A 20,885-nucleotide genomic window follows, 5' to 3' on the forward strand; every position below is an offset into this window, starting at 1 on the left:
TTCTGTGTGTTTCATCGTCATTGCGCCAGCACGATGCGCAGGTCGGTGCGTGGTTGCGGCTGGGTCCGGCTGGCCGAAATTTTCCCCTCTGGCTGTTGCGACAGGTCGGCGTTCCAGCCGTTCAGGGCGGTGTTTTTGCCGCCCAGCCAGTCAAACAGGGCCGGCAGCGGCACCGCCGCACCGGTGGCTTTTTCAATCAGTTCATCGACCGAGCTAAAACGCTGGGTCTTGCCGCTGGATAAAAGAACGGCTTCCCCCGGTGACCAGCGCAGCACGGCCAAGCTGGTGCCCAGCGGGCTGTTGAGCATCAACTCGCCTTGTACGGGTGTGCCGCGGAGTTCAAAACCGGCAAAAAATGCTTGCGGGGGATCGCTTTGCACCTGCAGGCTGATACGTCCTGTCCAGCTTGAGGTTTCTGCATCATTTGGGTTTGTAGCCCTTGTGGTGTTTGCACAACCAGCTATAAAAACAGTAGCGGATAAAAGACAGGTGATCAGGACGAGCAAACGTCGCAACAAGGTCGTCAAGGCCAACACTCCGGATTACAGCTTGACGCGAAGGCGTTTGATGGTTTCAAGCAGGGTTTCGTTGTCCGGATCCATCAGATGGCCTTCTTTCCAGATCGCCACGGCTTTGTCGTGCTGGCCCATGCTCCATAAGACCTCGCCAAAATGCGCGGCGATTTCTGCGTCGGGCTTGGTTTTGTAGGCATCCTGGAAAATTTTCAAGGATTCGGCCTTGTTGCCCAGCCGGAACTCGACCCAGCCCAGGCTGTCCTGGATGAAGGGGTCGGCCGGTGCATATTCCAGCGCTTTCTGGATCAACTGCTTGGCTTCGGGCAGGCGAATATTGCGTTCGGCCAGCGAGTAGCCCAGCGCGTTGTAGGCATGGTGGTAGTCGGGCTTGAGTTGAATCAACTGGCGCAGCAAACGCTCCATGTCGCTCAGGGCGCCTAGTTTTTCGGCCACCATGGCCTGGTCGTAAAGCAGCTCGGGCTCGTTGGGGAATTGGGTGACGGCCTGGGCCAGCAGGTCGTAAGCACTCTGGTAGGCCTTTTGCTCGCGCAGCAGGCCGGCTTCCGCCATCAGTTTGATACGTGCATCCTCGGGCTTGCGCTCGGGTAATTGCCGGATCAGCTGGCGGGCCTCGGCCAGCTTGCCCTGTTTGGCCAGCAACGAGGCGCGACGCGTTTGCGCCTGGACCATCTCCTCTGAATTGGAAATCTTGCCCAGCCAGGCTTCGGCTCCCGCATAGTCCTGGCGTTTTTCCGCCAGTTGGGCCAGCGACAAATACGCCTGGGCCAGGCCGCGGCTGGTTTGCTCAGAAGTTTCAGCGGGCTGCGCCAGCGCGACATAACGCAGCAGGGAGGTTTGCGCCGCTGCGAGCTGGTTCTCCTGCAACTGCAGCGAGCCCAGGACCAGCCAGGCTTCGGGGTGGTTGGGCTTGTCGCGGGTGACCACTTGCAATTGCGCGCTGGCTTCGGCGTAACGCTGGTCATCGATCAACTCGCGTGCGTAGCCCATGCGGATGTCCGGCAGGACCTTGGGATTGCCGCTTATGTATTTTTGAACCAGACTTTCGGCGCGCGGTGTCTTGGGGTCCATCAGTTCCAGCCCCAGCTGGGCCGGGCCTTCGGCGGCCGGGTCCATGGCCTGCGCACGTTCAGCCGCGGCCAGCGCACCCGTGGGGTCCGCGGCCGCCAGCCGCATGCGGCCCACGCTGGTCCATGCGACGGCGCCGGTCGCGGGGGAGGCCAGCTGGTCGGCCAGGGCTTGTTCAAGCACGCTGGCGGCCAGTTTTTTGTCGGAAGCCCGGGCGAACAGCCGGGGCAGGGTGGCAATGGCCTGGGGACGTTCGTCTGGCGGCGACAGCTGCAACTCTGTTTTTATCGGCTCCACGGTTTCGGTGATGCGGTTCAGCGCCACCAGGATTTGCAGCAGATAACGGTTGGCTTCCCGCGACGCCGGCAGCGCCTGGCGCCAGGCCTGCACCGCCTGCAGCGCGGCGTCGCCGGAGCGTGATTGCAGGGCGACGTCGGCCGCGCGCTGGTACAGCTGGGCGTCGCCGGTTTTGCGCGCGGCGTCCAGGATCAGCGCATAACCGGTGGCGGGTTCATCTTCGCGCACATTGATTTCACCCAGCAGCAGCTCATAAAACAAGGCTGCGTCCAGGCGGGATGGTGGCGGTGGTGGGAGGGCTCGTTCCTCGGTCGGTGCTTCCGGTCGGGCGGCGTCCGGCGAGGCGGGGGCCGGCTGGGCCAACACGGCTGGCAGGGCCAGGCAAAGCGAACCGAAAACAAAGAGAAGCTGTTTCATCGAGCCATGATAATTCAAGCATCGCGCCTATGCGAAGCGTCTTTACCGATTGCCCAAAGCCATGCCTGAATTACCTGAAGTCGAAGTGACCCGCCTGAGTTTTGCCGACCGCATTGCGGGCGCAAAAATCATGGCCATACATATGGGCAAGCCGCTGCGCTGGCCTCTGGGCTGCGACAGCGCGCTACTGGTGGGGCATACCGTGCTGCAGGTGCGCCGGCGTGGCAAATACCTCTTGCTCGACACCACGGGCGGTCTGCTGCTGATTCATCTGGGCATGTCCGGCAGTCTGGGGTTTGGCGACGATCTGCCGCCCTTGGGCAAACATGACCATTTTGAGATGGCAACCACGGCGGGCAACCTGCGCCTGCACGACCCACGCCGTTTTGGCGCGGTGGTGTATGCGCCCGACGAAGACGATGCCGTGGCGCGCAAGCTGCTTGGGCGCCTGGGGGTAGAGCCGTTGACGGACGATTTTGAGGCGCTGGCTTTTCACCAGGCCTTGCAGCGCAGGCAAACCGCGATCAAGCAGGTTTTGATGGCGGGCGAGATTGTGGTCGGGGTCGGTAAATCTACGCTTCCGAGGCCTTGTTCATGGCCGGGATACGGCCCACGGTGCGTGCCGCGCGCCTGAGCAAACCGCGCGCCGCCAGGCTGCACGCGGCGATTCGCGAGGTGTTGTCACAAGCGCTTACAAAAGGCGGCAGCACCTTGAAGGATTTTTCCAATGCCCATGGTGAAAGTGGCCACTTTCAGCTCGACGCCCTGGTGTACGACCGTGCCGGCTTGCCCTGCAAGGTCTGTGCGGCGCCTATACGGGTCATGCGGCAGGGACAGCGCTCCACCTTTTTCTGTGTCAACTGCCAAAAACCCTGAAAAACGCAGCCGGTCCTTGGCGGCCGGTTCACGGGCGCGATGCTATATTGATTGACCTATGTCTACAGTCCACCATGTCTTTTAACGAACAATTTGACCAGCACGGCACCTGGCGGCGTGAATTCGCCCTGCGGCTCAAGTTATTGTCCGAATGGCTGAAAGACCACGACCTGCTCAACGCCGCCGTCGAAGAGCGTTTGCTCCGGCTGGAGTCGCAAGTGCGTTCGGACAAGGTCATGGTGGCCTTTGTCGCCGAATTTTCCCGCGGCAAATCCGAACTCATCAACGCCATCTTTTTCGCCGGTTACGGCAGGCGCATCATGCCGGCCAGCGCCGGCCGCACCACCATGTGCCCGACCGAGCTTGGTTATGACGCAGAGGTGCCACCCTGCCTGCGTTTGCTGCCCATCGAGACCCGGCTGAAAAGCCAGGCGCTGATGGAGTGGCGCATGGTCCCGGAAAAATGGACACGGGTTGACCTGGACGTGAACGACCCGGTGCAACTCGCGCAGGCCCTGGAAAAAGTCGCCGAGGTGCGCCACGTGAGCCGCGAAGAAGCTCGCGCCCTGGGCTTCTGGCACGACGACACCCCGGACGACAACCCGCGGGTGGGTGCCGACGGCTTGGTCGAAGTACCCAGGTGGCGCCATGCCCTGATCAATATTGCCCACCCCTTGCTCAAACAGGGGCTGGTCATTCTGGACACGCCGGGACTCAACGCGATTGGCGCCGAGCCGGAACTCACGGTCAGCCTGATTCCGCAAGCCCATGCGGTGGTGTTTATCCTGGCGGCCGATACCGGCGTGACCAAGTCCGATCTGGCGATCTGGCGTGAACACCTGATCACCGACGACAACGATGCGCGTCTGGTGGTGCTCAACAAAATCGATACCTTGTGGGATGCGCTGAGCACGCCCGCGCAAATCCAGGCCCAGATAGACCGGCAGCGGGCGACTTCGGCCGACATTCTCGGCCTGCCGATGGCGCAGGTGATTCCGGTGTCGGCGCAAAAAGGCCTGGTGGCCAAAGTCACCGGCGACGACAAGCTGCTGCAGGCCAGCTGCCTGCCCGGGCTGGAACTGGCGCTGGCACAAGGCGTGATGGGACAGCGGCAGAAAATTTTGCGTTCGGCAGTGGCCGGCGGCATGGTCGAGTTGCGCGCCGAGGCCGGCCGCGTGCTGCATATCCGGCGCCGTGATCTGGCCGAACAAATGATTGAGCTGCGCGGCTTGCGCGGCAAAAACACCTCGGTGATCAAACACATGCGTTCGCGCATCGAGCAGGAGCAGACCGAGTTCAACACCAGTGGTGCCAAGATACAGGCGGTGCGTTCCATTCACCTGAAGCTGCTCAGGGAAGTCTTCAACCTGCTGGGCACGCCCACGCTGAAAACCGAACTGGCGCAATTGACCGCCATGCTCAAGCAGCCCGGCATCAAGCTGGGTGTCAAAAAAGCCTATGGCCAGACTTTTGCGCGCCTGCAGGAGGGGCTGCAAAAAGCCCAAAATACCAGCGCGGAAATCCAGAACATGCTGGCGGGATCGTTCAAACAACTCAACGCCGAATTCGGCTTTTCCCTGCAAGCGCCCAAAGAGCCCGAGATGGGCCGTTTTCTGCAGGATCTGGCTCAAATCGAACGCAGCCATCTGCAATACCTGGGGGTGGCCAATATCCTCAAGTTGGCCCAGCCTGATTTTTCCGAGCGCCTGGTGCGCGCGCTGGCCACCCGGCTGCGTGTGGTTTACGAAAGCGCGCTGGGCGAGGTCGAACTCTGGAACAAGTCGGCGGCTTCGCAACTGGATGCTCAGCTCAAAGAGCGTAGGCGCAATTTCGGCCGTCGCCTGGAGGCAATTGAGCGTATCCAGCAAGCGGCTACCGGCCTGGATGAACGCATTGACGAAATTGATCGCCACGAAGGTGCGATCAATGCGCTGGACGGCAAACTCGCTGAATTGACGGCCCAACTGACCGCTACCCCGGCAGACGACCAGGCCACGCTGGTCCGGCCTGCGGCTGCTGCCGCCGAGGTCACCGACACCACCCTGGCCGCCTGAGCTCGGCATGGTGTTGACCCTCACGCCAGGCGCGGACCTGTCCTTGTTATCTCCTGATCAGGCTGAGGCCGAGTCGGACGCCGTGATCGCGGCGCTGACCCCGGCTTTTGCGACCCAGGTCGTGCGCTGGCAAAAAAGCCACGGCCGCAACAGCCTGCCCTGGCAAAACACACGTGATCCCTACCGCGTCTGGCTGTCGGAAATCATGTTGCAGCAAACCCAGGTGGTGACGGTGCTGGACTACTACGCCCGCTTCCTGCAGCGTTTCCCGACGGTGGCGGATCTGGCCGCGGCGCCCGCCGACGATGTGCTGGGTTTGTGGAGCGGCCTGGGTTATTACAGCCGGGCCAGAAACCTGCACCGCTGCGCGCAAGACGTGGTGCGTCTGCATGGCGGCCAGTTTCCGCCGACCGCCGAACTGTTGCAAACCTTGCCTGGCATCGGGCCGTCAACGGCGGCGGCGGTGGCCTCTTTTTGTTATTCCGAACGTGTGGCGATTCTGGACGGCAACGTCAAACGTGTGCTGACCCGCGTGACCGGTTTTGCGGGCGACCTGGCCTCCAGCGCCCAGGAGCGCGCCTTGTGGGCCATGGCCACGGCGCTGTTGCCGCGCCGCAACCTGCTGGAAGCCATGCCGCGTTACACCCAGGGTGTCATGGACCTGGGCGCCACGATTTGCACGACACGCCAGCCTTCCTGCCTGTTGTGTCCGGTGCAAACCCTGTGCCGCGGCCTGGCCGGCGGCGAGCCCGAACGTTTCCCGGTCAAGACACGCAAGCTCAAACGCAGTGCGCAGTCGCTGAGCCTGTTGTGGGCGCAACGTGCCGATGGCGCAATCTGGCTGGAGCGCCGTCCGGTTCCCGGCATCTGGGGCGGGCTGTATTGTTTTCCGGTGTTTGACAGCGAGGATGACTTGCTGGCCACCTTGCCGACCGCGCAGCAGCCGCGACTGGAAGCGATCAAACCTTTTGTGCATGTGTTGACACACAAGGACTTGCGCCTTTCACCCATGTTGCTGGTGTTGTCGGCGCGCGAGGCCAAAGCCGCCCGTTTGCCGGGGGACGGCGCCTGGTTTGCGCGTGAGGCCTGGACCGGCCTGGGCCTGCCCGCACCGATCCGAAAACTGCTGGATTAGGTTGTAGCCGGCTCAGATCGCCTTTTCTTAAGAGAATAAGGCCGCTAGCCCTTGTTCCACGGGCGCAAGAAGCTATTAAATCAGGAGCGTTTTTGCGCCGACTCGGGGGCAGGCAAGGGCGCGGCGTCAAGCTCGCGGTGGCGTTTCAGGGTGTTCCAATGTGCGCTGAAGGCCTGGGCCAGCCGCTCGACCAGGTAGACCGAGCGGTGTTGGCCGCCGGTGCAGCCGATGGCCACCGTCACGTAGCTGCGATGGTTGCGCAGCAGCACCGGCAACCAATGGCTGATGAATTGTTCGATGTGGTTGAACATGTCGTCCACCTCGGCATGGCCTTGCAGGTAGGCGGCCACCGCGGCATCCTTGCCGGTCAGTTGGCGCAGGCCTGCTTCGTAATGCGGGTTGGGCAACATACGCACGTCAAACACATAGTCGGCGTCGACAGGCACACCGCGTTTGAAAGCAAAAGACTCAAACACCAGGGTCAGCTGGGTGGCCGGTGACGAAATCAGCGCCTTTACATAAGCCTGCAGCTGCGAGGAGCGGATCATGCTGCTGTCGATGACATGGGCGTTTTCGCGCAACTCGCCCAGCAGTTCGCGTTCTTCGTTGATGGCATCCACCAGGGCGCGTTGCTGGTCCGAAGTATCACGGCGCGACAGCGGGTGCAAGCGCCGGGTTTCGGAAAAACGCCGCACCAGGGTGTCGGTGCTGGCGTCGAGAAAAATCGACTGCACAACCACGCCTTGCGCTCGCATTTGTTTGAGCTGCTGCGGCACCTGAGGCAACGCGGTGGCGCTGCGCACGTCCATCGCAATCGCCACCTTGCGCGGAACCTCTGTTTTCTCCAGCGCGACAAAAGCCAGCAGCAGCTCGGGCGGCAGGTTGTCCACGCAGTAATAACCCGCATCTTCCAGCGCATGCAGCGCGACCGATTTGCCGGAGCCCGACATGCCGGTGATCAGCACCATGTCCAGGGTTGGTGCCGGGTCGGGAGGGGTGACAGTTTTCATTGCCCCAGCATCTCCTTGGCATGGGCCAGTGTGGTGCCCGAAAGCTTTTCGCCGCCCCAGCATACGCGCCACCTCGGCGACACGTTGTTCGCTGTGCACCGGCTCGACGGTGCTGGCGGTCCGGCCCTTGTCCGTGCGTTTGGCCACCATCAGGTGCTGGTCGGCGCAGGCGGCGACCTGGGGCAGGTGGGTGACGGCCATGACCTGGCGGTCCTTGCCCAGCTGTTTCATCAGGCGGCCCACGGTTTCCGCGACGGCCCCGCCCACGCCGGAATCGACTTCGTCAAAAATCAGGGTCTGCGCCTGGCCGAGCTGACTGGTGGTCACCGCGATGGCCAGCGCAATACGCGACAACTCGCCGCCCGAAGCGACTTTGCCAACCGGACGTGGTGTGCTGCCGCTGTGGCCGGCGACCAGGAATTCGGCCTGCTCCAGGCCATGTTGCGCCGGTTGTTCCAGCGCGGCCAGTACCACCTCAAACTTGCCGCCCTGCATGCCCAGGCCTTGCATGGCCCTGGGTGATGGCTTTGGCCAGCAAGGGGGCGGCTTTGCCGCGTGCCTTGGAGACGATACGCGCTTCATCCATATACGCCGCCTTGGCGGACTGCTCGGTTTTTTCCAGGCCCAGCAGGTCGGCCGCCGCATCAAGCTTTTGCAACTCGCTGCGCCAGGACGCGAGCAACTCGGGCAACTCGGCCGGTGTGCGTTTGTAGCGGCGTGCCAGGCTGACCCAGAGCGACAGGCGTTCATCCAGTTCGGCCAGTCGCTGCGGCTCCAGCTCGGCGTGGCGCGCGTAACCGTGCAGCGAATGCACGGCATCCTCGACTTGCGCCAGGGCACTGCTCAAAACCTCGGTCAATCCTTTGAATTCAGGCTCGATATGCGCATGGTTTTGTAGCGAGCTGAGGGCGCGGCCTATCAGCGCGGTCGCGTTGTCGTCCGACTCCTGCAGTGCGTCCACCGCGGTTTGCACGGCATCGCGCAGGGCCTGCACATTGGACAGGCGGCTGTGTTGGGTGTTGAGTTCGTCCCACTCGTCGTCGCCGGGTGCCAACTTGTCGAGCTCGCCGATCTGCCAGGCCAGGCGTTCACGTTCGCGCTGCAGGCTGTCCTGCGCGTCGCGTGCTTCAAGCAGGGCCTTGTACGCGCTGCGCCAGTTTTGCCATTGTTGAAGCAACGCTTGGGTTGAGAGGCCGGCATAGGCGTCGAGCAAACCACGCACGGCATCGGGCCGGGTCAGGCTTTGCCAGGCATGTTGTCCGTGGATGTCGACCAGCAGGTCGGCGATCTCGCGTAATTGTGTCGCGGTGGCCGGGCTGCCGTTGATCCAGGCGCGGCTTTTGCCCTGGGTGTCGACGGTGCGGCGCAGCAGCAATTCCTCATCGGCCGCAAAACCGGCCTGGTCCAGCCAGTGGGCCAGTGCGGCGGGACTGTCAAAGGTGGCGCTGATCTCGCAGCGCTGCGCACCCTCGCGCACCACGCCGGCATCGGCACGTGCGCCCAGCGCCAGTTGCAGCGCGTCTATCAGTATCGATTTGCCAGCGCCGGTTTCGCCGGTGAGGACGGTGAAACCGTCTTCCAGGTCCAGCGCGAGTTCGTGGACGATGACAAAGTCGCGCAGGGAGATGTTCTTCAGGCTCATGCCACGCCTTCATTCCAGTGGAGTTTTTTACGCAGGGTATCGAAGTAACTCCAGCCCTTGGGATGCAAAAAGCACATCTGGAACTCCGAACGCCTGACCGTGATGCGGTCGCCGTGCAGCAAGGTGGCCAGCGACTGCATGTCGAAATTGGCGCTGGCATCCCGGCCGGCAACGATTTCGACCGTGATTTCGCCAGCGTCGGACAAGACAATGGGCCGGTTTGACAAGGTATGCGGCGCAATCGGCACCAGCACCCAGCCGGCAATCGACGGGTGTATCAGCGGGCCGCCGGCCGACAAGGCATAAGCGGTGGAGCCGGTTGGCGACGCAATGATCAGGCCGTCAGCGCGCTGGTTGGCGACAAAACGGCCATCCACCTCGACCCGCAGCTCCACCATGCCGGCGGTGGCGCCGCGGTTGACGACCACGTCGTTCATGGCGGTGGCGTTGAAAACGCAGCGGCCGTCACGCATGACCTGGGCCTGCATCATCCAGCGCCTGTCTTCCTCGAACTCGCCGCGCAGCATGGGCCCCAGCGCCGCCTGAAAATCTTCAAAAGCAATATCGGTGATAAAACCCAGACGCCCCTGGTTGATGCCCACCATGGGCACGCCAAACTGCGCCAACTGCCGGCCTATGCCCAGCATGGTGCCGTCGCCGCCGACCACCAGCGCGAGGTCGCATTGTTTGCCCACATCGGCCACATTGAGCACCGGGTATTGCGTCAGGCCGGTGTTGCTGGCGGTTTCTTCTTCCAGCGCCACCTCGCAGCCCTGCGTGTGCAGAAAGCTGGCAATTTCTTCCAGCGCAGAGCGTGAACCCTGCGCGTGGTACTTCCCAATAAGAGCGACGTGGCGAAATTGCGATTTCATCTTCAAATTACATCACAACATGCGACCCAAGCTTCGTAGAATGTCCCCATGCTTGATGAACGTGCCCGCCTGTTGTTAAAAGCGCTTGTGGAGCGCTACATCGCCGATGGCCAGCCGGTCGGCTCGCGCACCCTGTCCCGGGCCTCCGGCATGGACCTGTCGCCGGCCACCATACGCAACGTGATGAGCGATCTGGAGGAACTGGGCCTGATCGTCAGCCCGCACACCTCGGCCGGCCGCATCCCGACGGCCCGCGGTTACCGCCTTTTTGTCGACACCATGCTGACCATGCAGCGGGACCAGTTTTCGGTCGGCGGCCCCCTGGCCACGCCACGCCTGGCGCCGGACCAGCCGCAAAAAGTGTTCAGCAATGCCGCCAACATCCTGTCCAGCCTGTCGCAATTTGTCGGTGTGGTGATGGCCCCACGCCGTACCTCGGTATTCCGCCATATCGAATTTTTACGCCTGTCCGAAAAGCGTTTTCTGGTCATCATTGTGTCGCCCGACGGCGATGTGCAAAACCGCGTCATCTTTACAGAGACCGATTACACCCAGACCCAGCTCATCGAAGCGTCCAATTTTCTGAACTCGCATTACGCGGGCATGGCCATCGAGGAGGTCCGCGAGCGCCTGCAGCACGAAGTGGAAGCCCTGCGCGGCGAGATCGCCAGCCTGATGCAGGCCGCCGTGCAGGTCAGCTCGGAAGCCATTGAGTCACGCGACGAGGTGGTGGTGTCGGGGGAACGCAACCTGCTGGCCGTCAGCGATTTTTCGGGCGACATGGGCAATCTGCGCAAATTATTTGACCTGTTTGAACAAAAAGCCCAGTTGATGCGCCTGCTCGATGTCTCCAGCCGCGCCGAAGGTGTACGCATCTATATTGGCGGCGAAAGCCAGGTGGTGCCCTACCAGGAACTGTCGGTGGTAACCGCGCCTTACGAGGTGGATGGCCAGGTGGTGGGCACCCTGGGTGTCATTGGCCCCATGCGTATGCCTTATGAAAAAATGATCCAAATCGTCGACATTACGGCCAAGATGGTGAGTAGCGCGCTGAGTCACAGCAAGTAGCACCGTACAATCGGTGTTGGCGACGTGGGGCGTTAGCTCAGTTGGTTAGAGCAGAGGACTCATAATCCTTTGGTCGAGTGTTCAAGTCACTCACGCCCTACCACCCATCCATGCGGGTTCCCAGACAATTTGACTTGCTGGTGAATCCTGGCTTTCGATGATTCGGTACAGTTACGGTACAGTCGCAGAACGCGAACACTGTACTGAGGCCTTATGCCGACCATTGTGAAGACGCCTTCGGGCACCTGGAAAGCCGTCATTCGAAAGTCTGGCTTTCCCACCACCATCAAGACTTTTCGACTGAAGAAGGATGCCGACGACTGGGCGCGCCGCGCCGAGGACGAGATGGTTCGCGGTTTATTTATCCAGCGCGGGCCATCCGAGCGGCTCACCTTCGAAAAGGCGATGCAGCGCTACCTGGCCGAAGTCACGCCGACAAAACGGCCATTGACGCAAACCGGCGAATTGAGGCGGTCAGTCCCGTTGATCGGTTTTTTTGGCCAATACTCCCTGGCCGCAGTCACGGCCGAGTTGGTTGCTCAGTACCGGGACAAGCGCCTTGCGGGCGAAGATCGCAAGGGTAAAGACGGAGAACCTATCCCGCGGGCAGCTAATACCGTTCGTCTTGAGTTGGCCTTGCTTGGACACCTCTTCACTATTGCGGTGAAGGAGTGGGGTTTAGGGCTTCCGTACAACCCCGTTTTGAACGTTCGGCGGCCAGCCCCGGGGCCGGGTCGAAATCGGAGGCTGGATACAGCCGAGGAAGCAAAGCTTTTCAAGGCGGTTGATAGGCACTCGAATCCGATGCTCAGTTGGATTGTGCGGATAGCCATCGAGACTGGCATGCGGTCATCAGAGATCACGACCCTGCGCCGCAGCCAGGTCGATTTATCTCGCCGCGTGGTGCGGCTGCTTGAAACGAAGAACACCTTGCCGCGCACCGTCCCATTGTCAGTGGAGGCGACTGCCATGTTTCAGAATGCGCTGGCGAACCCCATCCATCCTATTGACACTGATCTGATTTTTTTCGGGGAACCTGGCAAAGACGGGAAACGCAGGCCCTACAACTTCAATAAGGTATGGCTCGACATTAAGCGAGCCGTCGGATGTGCAGATTTCCGGTTTCACGACCTGCGACATGAGGCTGTAAGTCGCTTTGTCGAGGGTGGATTGAGTGATCAAGAGGTTTCCGCAATCAGTGGCCACAAGTCCATGCAGATGCTAAAGCGCTATACACATCTTCGTGCGGAAGACTTGGTTGTGAAGCTCGACAAGCTAAATGCGTGATGCCATAAGGAAGAGTGCTTCAGGACTTTTGATTTTACGCTTCGATCTCAAGCCAATTTCCCCCTGGTTATAGGATTGCGATATAGAGGGATTTTTTCGTGCCATTGCTGAATCGGCCAGCACAGCCAAAGCCTATTTGGAGACAATTCCACTTTCCCAGCATGCTTTTGCACTTGAGGTCATCCGCAAGGTCGCAACACCGTTCTCAATCGCGATAACGTCTACTTTGAGGTCTCACCGAAACGGGGGGGCGATTGCATGACTTGCCTAGCATCGATAGGAGAAAAAGATGTCATGAGGATACTGCTCAGTGGGTGTGAAAGGTAGTTCTCGCCTCCGCCATGCGGCGTAGGGATTTCGGCGGATGGAAGCGCGGTCCATACTTGCCAGCCAAAACTTCGCATTGGGCGATAAAGGCATCAATCTTGACGTCGTTCATATGCGCGAGAACGCCTCCCCGAAATGGCGGATAACTTGCTGTCAAAGAGTTTTGCAACCTACGGGCTCATAACTCACGCTCAGTTGGCGGGCGTTCAAAGGCGGGTAGAGCGGCTGCGGCTGCGTCTGAATGTACGCGGCACTGGTGTCCGTGCCTTGGTCTGCGTTCTTTGAGGCTGTAGAGCAGACTCGGTGAGTTAGGGGGGGAGTAATGCGCTGTTGTCGCCCGATCTTGGCCGCGGTGCCACTTGAATTTTTCTTGATTGAGGGAAATTCAATGAAAAATTGAGTGGTCATGCTTCAGTGGTTCTATCATTGAGCCAAAATCCAGGGCTAATGCGGCCTTGAAGCATCAACAACAGAGGTTTCCATTGCTCCCCAATTCCGTTCCAATGACACGTGAAAATTCGCCTACAGCCACGTTCCGCGCCATACATTCCACGCGTGCGTTCGAGGAAGTGGCCGCGCAGATCCGCGAGGAACTGGCCAAAGGCCATTTGAAGATCGGCGACCGGTTGCCCTCGGAGCGCGCCTTGTCCGAGCAGTTTGGCGTGTCGCGCAATACCCTGCGCGAGGCGCTGCGATCTCTGGAGCATGCCGGCCTGGTGCGGCTGCAAAAGGGTGCAAGCGGCGGTGCGTTCATCACCGAAGGCAGTGGCGAAGCCATCACCACCGGCATGCTGGACCTCTACCACGTTGGCTCCATCCAGCCCAGTCACCTGACCGAGGCGCGCATCTGGCTTGAGTCCATCATCGTGCGCGAAGCCTGCCAGCGCGCCACGCCGTCGGACCTGCAGGAGCTGCACCAGAACATCAAGGATGCCGAGGAGGCCACCGAGCAGCGAGACTTCAGTCGCCGGGCCGAGGTGCACCTGAACTTTCACCGCATCCTGGCGCGCATGACGGGCAACCCCATCATGGTCATCGTGATGGATGGGGTGCTGTCCGTGCTGAGGCACTACATCGAATCGATCGGCGAATACGAAAACGCCTTTGTACTGCCATCGCGCAAGCGCTTCATGAAGTTCATGGAAGTGCGCGATGCCGAGGGCGCCGTCACCGAGATGGAGGCAAGCCTCAAGCGCCTGCAGCGCAGCTACCTGTCGCATGCCAAGCAGGCGGCACTGGTAGGATCGGTCGAGGTGGCCGGGCAGGCGCCTGCTGCCAAGGCCTCGCCCAAGCCGCGCGCCGCGCGAAAGCTCGGCTGAACGGGGCGGGCGTTTGGATGCCCTCGCAGCACTTCAGGCAGACACCCATGCCGCGGCCGCGCTGATGGTGGCGCGGCTGGTGCGAAACCCATTGGCTGGGTGGGCAGTGTCGGCATAGCCAAAAGAAATACCGCAGACCACGCGCCGGTCATCCCCCAGGTCGAAGAACCTGCGCAACTGCTGCGAGCGCGAGGCCAGCGCGGCCTGCGGGATGGTTGCCACGCCCAGGCTGGTGGCGGCCAGAAGAAAGTTGGCTACATAGGCACCGCAGTCGATGGCGCCGTACACGTCGAGCGCCTCATCGCTGGTGATGATTGCCACATGCGGCGCGCCGAACAAGCGGAAGTTCTCCTGCGCCTGTCGCGCGGACGCCTCACGGTCGCCCCGCACGATACCCACGCTGTCGTACAGCGCAAACCCGCATTCACGCCGGCGCTCCAGGTAGACGCCGCGGTACTCCCTTGGCCAGGGGAAGTCCGAACCTGACTCGCCCGGCTGGGGCGCGGTCCGCAGTACATCGCGCAGCCGCTTTGTCGCCGCACCTTCGGTGATGTGCACTTGCCAGGGTTGGGAGTTACACCAGGAAGCCGTTCGCTGTGCCATTTGCAGCAGGCTCTCTTGCACCTCACGCGGCACCGGGTCGGTCAGAAAAGCGCGGCAACTGTGGCGTTGCGCCAGCAGTCCATTCAATACCTCAGGAGGGGAAGAAGAGTTCATTGCATGGCTCCGTTCTTTGTTGGGTGACGGGGTTCTGAGCGACTGGCAAAGTACCGGCGTTGTCAGTCAGAGTGGATCAATAGTATAATGGTTCTACCAAAATCCACCTGGACCTTGCCGTGTTTGATCAAGAACGAATTGATGCCCTGCCGATCCATGAGAGCGCGACTGCCAGCGCCGAGCCTGTGCTTGCCGGCCTGCGCGTTGTGGACTTCACCCATTTCGTGGCCGGCCCGCTGGCCACAATGACACTGGCCGATTTTGGAGCTGATGTCATCAAGATCGAGGCGCCGGTCAAGGGTGACGATTTCCGCCACTACCCCACCGTGGATCCCGAGATCCCGGCACAGGGGGGGCCCTATCTCTGGACCAACCGCAACAAGAAGAGCTTGGCGCTGGATATGAAGAGCGCAGCGGGTCTGGAAATCGCCAAGGCGCTCATTACTGATGCTGATGTGTTGGTGGAGAACTTCTCTTCGGGCGTAATGGAGCGCTTCGGCCTGGACCACGCGGCCTGCCTGCAACTGAATCCGCGGCTGATCTACTGCTCGGTCTCGGCCTATGGCCGCGAGGGTGCCTATGCCGACCGGCTGGGGTTTGACCCCATCGTGCAGGCCGAAAGCGGCTTCATTTCGATGAACGGTTATGAGGACCGGCAGGGCGTTCGCACCGGTGCCGCGATCATGGACACGGCCACTGCCATGTCTGCCACCAATGCCATCCTGCTGGCTTTGCTTGCTCGTGCCAAGGATGGCAAAGGCCAGCGCATTGAGGTCGCGCTATATGACACCGCCATCCTGATGACGGGCTTTGGCGCCATGCAGCACCTGACCACCGGTCACGAGCCTAGGCGCAACGGTAACGTGAGTCCCGACACCTGCCCCTCGGGGGTATTCATGACGGCCGACAAACCGGTCTATATCAACTGCGGCAACGACAAGATATTTCAGCGGCTTTTTGAGCAGGTGTTTGCGCGGCCAGACATCGCCTACGACCCTGTACTGTCGCTGCGGGCCGAGCGTCTCAAGCATCGCGAGGCGATTTTCAAGATCATGGACGAAGCCTTCGCTCAGCATCCCTGGAGCCACTGGGCGCCGCGATTGCGAGCCGCCAGTGTGCCGCACGGCCAGGTTAAGACGCTGAGCGAGGCCCTGGCCTCCGACGAGTCGCGCTCACGCGGCCTCATCACTCGCATTGCACATCCGGTCAAGGGCTGGGTTCCCAATATCGAAACGCCGCTGCGCTTGTCTCGCACCCCAGCCGTGCCGCCGCAGGCAGCGCCTGCCGTGGGTCAGCACTCCGAGCAGGTGCTGCGCGAGACGCTGCATTACGACGATGCGCGCATTGCCGCACTGCGTGCAGCCGGTGCATTCGGTCACTGAACGAGCACTGCCCCCACCGACCCAACCCGAAAGGACCCCCCGTGAACCGCAGAGTCGCCATTGTTGGAACCAGTGCTATCCCCATCGGCCGTCACCAGAGTGCGGATGACGACGAACTCCAGACGCTGGAGCACGAGATCATGACCCGCCTGGTATCCGAAGCTGTGCGCGATGCTGGCGTGGAGAAAAAGGATATCCAATCCCTTGTCTTCACCCTGCCGCGACCCTACACGCGCCAGAAGTACTTCCACACCTTCCTGATGGGGCAGCTGCGTCTGGCCTGCCGTGGTAGCGTGATGGAAGTAATGGGGAATGGCATGACTGCGGCGCTGGCCTTCGACAAGGCCTGCGATGAAATTTTGCTGGGCCGAGCCGACGTGGCACTGGCGCTGGGCATCAACATGGAGAGCGCAGTCTCGGCATCCGAGCACATGATGAGCAGCATGCGCACCACGGGCGACGTGGATTTTCACACCTCAGGCGGCTTCACGCCCATCGCCTGGTATGCGATGGACGCCATGCGTTACATGCATGAATACGGCGCCACCCGCGAACAGCTCGGTTCGGTGGCCGTGAAGAACCGTTTTCACGCATCGCTTAACCCGCTGGCGCAGTACCGCAAACTCATCTCGCTGGACGAGGTGATCGGCCAGCGTCCCATTGTCGAGCCTCTGGGTCTGTATGACGTGCCCCCGCGCGGCGATGGTGCAGCCTGCATCGTGCTGGCCAGCGAAGAGGTGGCTCGGAGCTTGGGCAAACCCTACGCCGTGGTGCGCGGGCGGGGCTTTTGCCATGACGGCACGCACCAGATTAGCGATGTGCCCAATGACATGATTGCCTTCGACTCAGCGCGCGATGCGGCCGCAACCGCTTATGCCCAGGCCGGTGTCGGCCCCGGCGACATCGACCTCGCCGAGCTTTATGCGCCATGCACCATCGTCGAGGTGCTGGTAAGTGAAGCGTTGGGTCTGCAGCGTCGTGGGCATGGCGCGCAGGCCGCCTTCGAGGGTGAGACGCGCCTGGGCGGACGCATACCGATCTCTACCTCCGGCGGGCTCACCTCGCGGGGGCACCCTGCCTACGTGACCTCCTTGTACAACTACATCGAACTGGCAGACCAATTGCGCGGCCGCGCTGGCGAGCGCCAGGTCCGCAATGCGCGCCTGGGCCTGGCCACAGGTGAGCTGGGCAACTACAACGCCGCGCTGATCCACATCCTGGAGGCCATGCAATGAGCCACGACGTGACCACCCCCTCTGCACTCCCGGGCATCGATATGCCTGGCACGCGCGCCTATCCGCCGCGTCTGTCCGAGTTCACCCAGCACTTTTGGAACGGCCTGCGCCAGGGTATCTGGCAGACCAGTTGCTGCCAGGATTGCAAACGCCAGACCTTTCCGCCCAAGCCGCTGTGCCCCCACTGCTGGTCACCCAACGTGGGATGGAACGCGCTTAGCTCGCGCGGTCTGCTGTATTCGTGGACGCGTATCCACGCAGCCCCCGCGGTCTTTACTGCCGAAGCACCTTACGCTGTGGGCATCGTAGATCTGGACACCGGTATCCGCGTGGCCTGCCGCCTGATCGACGTACCCGGGCAGGCCTTTATCCCCGACATGCCTATGGAAATGCTGGTACTGCAATACGAGGACGGCCCCCTGTTTGCGGCCCGTCCCTGTCTGCCGGCCTGAATTTTCCCCACCAGAACCTTTTTTTAAACTGCTATAGGAGTCAATCATGCGAGGTAAATGCATAGAAGAATTCGAAGTCGGCCAAGTGGATGAGAGTCGTGCACGTACTGTTACCGAGACTGATGTGGTCACTTTTTCCTGGATATCGGGCGATGTGAACCCTATGCACACCGATGCAGTGCATAGCGCTAAATCACCGGTGGGTCAGCGCATCGCACACGGGGCGCTGGGACTGTCAATCGCCACAGGCCTGAGCGCCAGTCTGGGCTACCTGGAAGGCTCGGCCGTGGCCGCGCTGGGCGTGGATGAGTGGAAATTTCTCAAGCCCATTCTCTTCAACGACACCGTCCACCTGCGCGCCACCGTGATCTCGACGCGTCCCACCTCCAAGCCCGACCGAGGCGTGCTGGTACGTCGCATGGAGCTGGTGAACCAGCACGGCGACGTCGTACAAAGCGGATTGATGACCACGATGGTGCTCACCCGCGCTGGGCGCGATGCCGTTCTGAGCCAATCCTGAATCCACTGAACGAACTCCTAAAGGAAAACATCCATGTCCGCATCCCTGATCAACACCACTGGCCTGAACGAAGAGCAGCGCATGATGCGCGAAGGCGTTCTCGATTTGCTGAAAAGGCACCTGCCCTGGGACAAGATCCGCAAGATGGACGAAACCCGCGAGTTTCCCCACGAGGCCTACAACGCACTGGCCGAGGCCGGCTATATCGGCCTGTTCTACCCCGAGGAGCTCGGCGGCATGGGTGGCAGCTACAAGGACATTGCCGTCTTTCTGGAGACGCTGGGCTACTACTACACCGGTATCGCGCAGGCCATCACGACCACGGCGATTTATGCCGGCATGCATGTCGCCAAGTTCGGCACGCCCGAGTTGCAAAAGGAGATCGTGCCCAAAATTATCTCCGGCGAGGTCAAGCTGGCACTGGGTATGTCCGAGCCGGGAACGGGCTCCGACGTCGCGGGCATCAAGACCTCGGCTGTGCGCGAGGGTGATGAATACGTGATCAACGGCAGCAAGGTCTGGATTACCTGCGCCCACGTGGCCGACTACATCGTCGCCATCGTCAAGACGGATACGCAGGCACGCCACAGCGGCATCAGCACCATCCTCGTACCCACCAATGCCAAGGGGGTGACGGTGCGCCCGCTATCTATGCTGGGCCGCCGCACTACCCATGCCAACGAGGTGTTCTTCGACAACGTGCGCGTGCCCGCCACCAACCTGTTTGGTGGCGAAGGCCAGGCCTGGAAGAACATCATGAAAGCCCTGGGCCTGGAGCGCTTGGGCCTTGCCGCCATCTCGGCAGGCCATTGCTTCAAGATCACCGAGTACGCACGCGACTATGCCAAGGAGCGCATCCAGTTCGGCAAGCCGATCTCTGAGTTCCAGGTCACCCAGCACAAGTTGGCGGACATGCTGATCATGTCCGAGACGGCCCGCCAGTCGATCTACCGCGTGGCAGAGCTGCTGGACGCGGGCCAGCCGGTGGTGACGGAGGCTTCCATCGCCAAGATCGTCTGCACCGAGAACAACTTCAAGTGCGCGGACATAGGCATGCAGATCCTGGGCGGCGCCGGCTACTCCAACGAGTACGACATGCAGATGTTCTTCCGCGACTCGCGCGTAGGACCCATTGGCGGCGGAACCAACGAAATCCAGCGCAACATTATCGCCAAGCAACTGGACTTGTGATGCCTAGATGACGGGCCCCCTGCGGGGCACTCTGAATGAAAAAAGACCGCTGAGGCGGTCTTTTTGCTGGGGTCCGTGCCCGTGCATCAGGTCTTTGCGGCCATGCCTGCCGCCCAACTGCGCACATCCGCGACAGTATCGAGAGCCAGGGTCTGGTTGGCAAACGCCCGAGCAGCGGGCGCTCCCATCACCGACGCCGCGAGCGCCATGAACTTGCCCACGACCTCGTCGTCGCCCAAGGGCTCCTGAGGGGAGCCGCGCGGTGCAGCGATGGACTGCGCAGTGCGCGCTCCCGATGCATCCTCGTGCACCACCTCACATTGGTGGTAGTGGGTGATGGCCGTGTCCTGCGCCACGCGGATGCACTGCATGGCGGCTTGTACCTCGGGGCGTGCCAAGTGCGCGGCCAGGTCGATGCTGTGGTCCGGCAGGATCACGTCCGCCCCGCAGGCCACCAGGGCCAGACAGAACTGCAGGTGAAAGCGTGCGTCGTTGGGCGACAGCGGTTGGTGCGGCTTGCTCACCACGTCGGCCACGTAGGGCGCTACACGGACCTCGATGTGGCCCTGCGCGAGCGCCGCCGTCCCGAGGCGGGCGCGCAGGCGACCCAATGCATCAACCGCTGAATGCAGGTAGCCGCAGCAGGCATGCAACTTGCGACGTGGCTGTGCCAGAGCCCAGGTGTCGTGGCTCTGGAAGCGGGCGTCCCGCGCGCTCGTTCGGAAGTAGCCTAGGGGGCCGTCCAGCAATGCCTGGGGACCCGTCATGCCCTGGCGGGCATAGAGCGCCGCTGTGACGCCGGTGGCGCCAGGCTGGGCGCCAAACAGCAGCGGCTTCATGCTGCCGCCTTGGCCGAAGATGACCTCGGCCGGGCACCAGCCCGCCAGGCCGCCAGCAATGGCCATGGCGTGCAAGCTCTGGGCCTCGTCCAGGTCGAGCAGATGGGCCGCCGCTGCAGCAGCACCGATGGACGAAGGAATGCCCACCGGCACCAGGGCTGATTCGGTATAGCGCTTGAGCGTGGGGTACACCGCGTTGTAGACCAGGGTGGTCACCTCGATGCCGCGCACTACGGCTTCCAACAGTCGCTCGCCGCTACTCCCCTCGACCTCGGCAACGGCCAGCGCCGCCGACACGTTGCCGATACTGGCATGCCCGCCAATTAGGTCGTTAAGTTCGAGTACATCTCCCAGATACCCGTTGACGCGCAGCGCCCCCAGCAGCGGTAGCTGCCCCGCATGGCCCGCAATAGTGGCATGTGCTGTCGCGCCCTCGGCGCCAGCCAGGGCCCGTTCGCAGGCCACCATGAGCGCCGCTTCTTCAGTGCGGGTGCCTGCCAGCATGCAGCCGATGGTGTCGAGGATGCACAGGCATGCCTGGCGTTTGACGGCTGCAGGGATGGATGCCGCTGTTATGGTGCCTGCGTGGCGAGCCAGCGTGGCCAGCGCGTTGTGTCCTTGATCTGCTGGCGGTGAAGTCATCG

The 20,885-nt window shown here is 61.8% G+C and carries 16 protein-coding genes, 1 tRNA gene and 2 pseudogenes; 12 read left to right on the forward strand and 7 right to left on the reverse strand.

What is annotated here, in order from left to right:
- Positions 1–17: 17 nt before the first annotated feature.
- Both ACHMXK_RS04695 and ACHMXK_RS04700 read right to left on the reverse strand, forming a co-directional pair.
- A complete protein-coding gene (locus ACHMXK_RS04695) occupies positions 18–536 on the reverse strand; it encodes a lipoprotein insertase outer membrane protein LolB (RefSeq protein WP_397438118.1) in 519 nt (172 codons plus the stop codon).
- Between the two features lie 6 nt (positions 537–542).
- Positions 543–2,315, reverse strand: coding sequence for a tetratricopeptide repeat protein (locus ACHMXK_RS04700; RefSeq protein WP_397438120.1), 1,773 nt, complete (start codon positions 2,313–2,315; stop codon positions 543–545).
- 61 nt (positions 2,316–2,376) lie between these two features.
- On the opposite strand from ACHMXK_RS04700, the pseudogene mutM reads away from it, so the two are divergent.
- The 3 genes and pseudogenes from mutM (at position 2,377) to mutY (ending at position 6,380) form a co-directional block, all read left to right on the forward strand.
- Positions 2,377–3,191: pseudogene (mutM, locus tag ACHMXK_RS04705) on the forward strand (bifunctional DNA-formamidopyrimidine glycosylase/DNA-(apurinic or apyrimidinic site) lyase).
- 74 nt (positions 3,192–3,265) lie between these two features.
- Positions 3,266–5,245 (forward strand): dynamin family protein, encoded by a 1,980-nt coding sequence (locus ACHMXK_RS04710; protein ID WP_397438121.1) that lies wholly within the window; start codon positions 3,266–3,268, stop codon positions 5,243–5,245.
- 7 nt (positions 5,246–5,252) lie between these two features.
- A complete protein-coding gene (mutY, locus tag ACHMXK_RS04715; protein ID WP_397438123.1) occupies positions 5,253–6,380 on the forward strand; it encodes an A/G-specific adenine glycosylase in 1,128 nt (375 codons plus the stop codon).
- Between the two features lie 80 nt (positions 6,381–6,460).
- On the opposite strand, the gene rapZ is transcribed toward mutY, so the two are convergent.
- From rapZ to ACHMXK_RS04730, 3 genes and pseudogenes are all read right to left on the reverse strand, one after another.
- Positions 6,461–7,348: an RNase adapter RapZ gene (gene rapZ / locus ACHMXK_RS04720; RefSeq protein ID WP_397442442.1), complete on the reverse strand. Its 888-nt coding sequence runs from the start codon at positions 7,346–7,348 to the stop codon at positions 6,461–6,463.
- A 38-nt stretch (positions 7,349–7,386) separates the two neighbouring features.
- Positions 7,387–9,032, reverse strand: a pseudogene (gene recN / locus ACHMXK_RS04725) (DNA repair protein RecN).
- Positions 9,029–9,904, reverse strand: coding sequence for an NAD kinase (locus ACHMXK_RS04730; protein WP_397438124.1), 876 nt, complete (start codon positions 9,902–9,904; stop codon positions 9,029–9,031). The pseudogene recN and the gene ACHMXK_RS04730 overlap by 4 nt, the downstream one beginning before the upstream one ends.
- Before the next feature lie 48 nt (positions 9,905–9,952).
- Here ACHMXK_RS04730 and hrcA point away from each other — a divergent pair, with 48 nt between their 5' ends.
- From hrcA to ACHMXK_RS04750, 4 genes are all read left to right on the forward strand, one after another.
- On the forward strand, positions 9,953–10,972 hold the full coding sequence (gene hrcA, locus ACHMXK_RS04735) for a heat-inducible transcriptional repressor HrcA (RefSeq protein WP_397438126.1): 1,020 nt from the start codon (positions 9,953–9,955) through the stop codon (positions 10,970–10,972).
- 26 nt (positions 10,973–10,998) lie between these two features.
- Positions 10,999–11,075: transfer RNA gene (locus tag ACHMXK_RS04740), tRNA-Ile, on the forward strand.
- Positions 11,076–11,185: 110 nt separating this feature from the next.
- Positions 11,186–12,259, forward strand: a complete 1,074-nt coding sequence (locus ACHMXK_RS04745) for an integrase (protein ID WP_397438128.1) — start codon at positions 11,186–11,188, stop codon at positions 12,257–12,259.
- 830 nt (positions 12,260–13,089) lie between these two features.
- The gene (locus tag ACHMXK_RS04750; RefSeq protein WP_397438130.1) at positions 13,090–13,905 is read left to right on the forward strand and encodes a FadR/GntR family transcriptional regulator; all 816 of its coding nucleotides are present in this window, start codon (positions 13,090–13,092) and stop codon (positions 13,903–13,905) included.
- A 33-nt stretch (positions 13,906–13,938) separates the two neighbouring features.
- Here the strand turns inward: ACHMXK_RS04750 and ACHMXK_RS04755 are convergent, their stop codons facing one another.
- The gene (locus tag ACHMXK_RS04755; protein WP_397438132.1) at positions 13,939–14,622 is read right to left on the reverse strand and encodes a nitroreductase; all 684 of its coding nucleotides are present in this window, start codon (positions 14,620–14,622) and stop codon (positions 13,939–13,941) included.
- 119 nt (positions 14,623–14,741) lie between these two features.
- Here ACHMXK_RS04755 and ACHMXK_RS04760 point away from each other — a divergent pair, with 119 nt between their 5' ends.
- Genes ACHMXK_RS04760 through ACHMXK_RS04780 form a run of 5 tightly spaced genes read left to right on the forward strand, consistent with a single transcriptional unit; the run spans position 14,742 to position 19,402 of the window.
- A complete protein-coding gene (locus ACHMXK_RS04760) occupies positions 14,742–16,004 on the forward strand; it encodes a CaiB/BaiF CoA transferase family protein (RefSeq protein ID WP_397438134.1) in 1,263 nt (420 codons plus the stop codon).
- A gap of 41 nt (positions 16,005–16,045) precedes the next feature.
- A complete protein-coding gene (locus tag ACHMXK_RS04765; RefSeq protein ID WP_397438135.1) occupies positions 16,046–17,239 on the forward strand; it encodes a thiolase family protein in 1,194 nt (397 codons plus the stop codon).
- Positions 17,236–17,691, forward strand: a complete 456-nt coding sequence (locus ACHMXK_RS04770) for a Zn-ribbon domain-containing OB-fold protein (protein WP_397438137.1) — start codon at positions 17,236–17,238, stop codon at positions 17,689–17,691. The genes ACHMXK_RS04765 and ACHMXK_RS04770 overlap by 4 nt, the downstream gene beginning before the upstream one ends.
- 46 nt (positions 17,692–17,737) lie before the next feature.
- The gene (locus ACHMXK_RS04775; RefSeq protein WP_397438139.1) at positions 17,738–18,211 is read left to right on the forward strand and encodes a MaoC/PaaZ C-terminal domain-containing protein; all 474 of its coding nucleotides are present in this window, start codon (positions 17,738–17,740) and stop codon (positions 18,209–18,211) included.
- Positions 18,212–18,244: 33 nt separating this feature from the next.
- A complete protein-coding gene (locus ACHMXK_RS04780; protein WP_397438141.1) occupies positions 18,245–19,402 on the forward strand; it encodes an acyl-CoA dehydrogenase family protein in 1,158 nt (385 codons plus the stop codon).
- An 86-nt stretch (positions 19,403–19,488) separates the two neighbouring features.
- Here the strand turns inward: ACHMXK_RS04780 and ACHMXK_RS04785 are convergent, their stop codons facing one another.
- The gene (locus ACHMXK_RS04785) at positions 19,489–20,883 is read right to left on the reverse strand and encodes an MmgE/PrpD family protein (RefSeq protein WP_397438143.1); all 1,395 of its coding nucleotides are present in this window, start codon (positions 20,881–20,883) and stop codon (positions 19,489–19,491) included.
- Between the last annotated feature and the right edge of the window lie 2 nt (positions 20,884–20,885).

Source organism: Polaromonas sp. UC242_47 (assembly GCF_044452385.1).
In the GTDB taxonomy this organism is placed as follows: domain Bacteria; phylum Pseudomonadota; class Gammaproteobacteria; order Burkholderiales; family Burkholderiaceae_C; genus Polaromonas.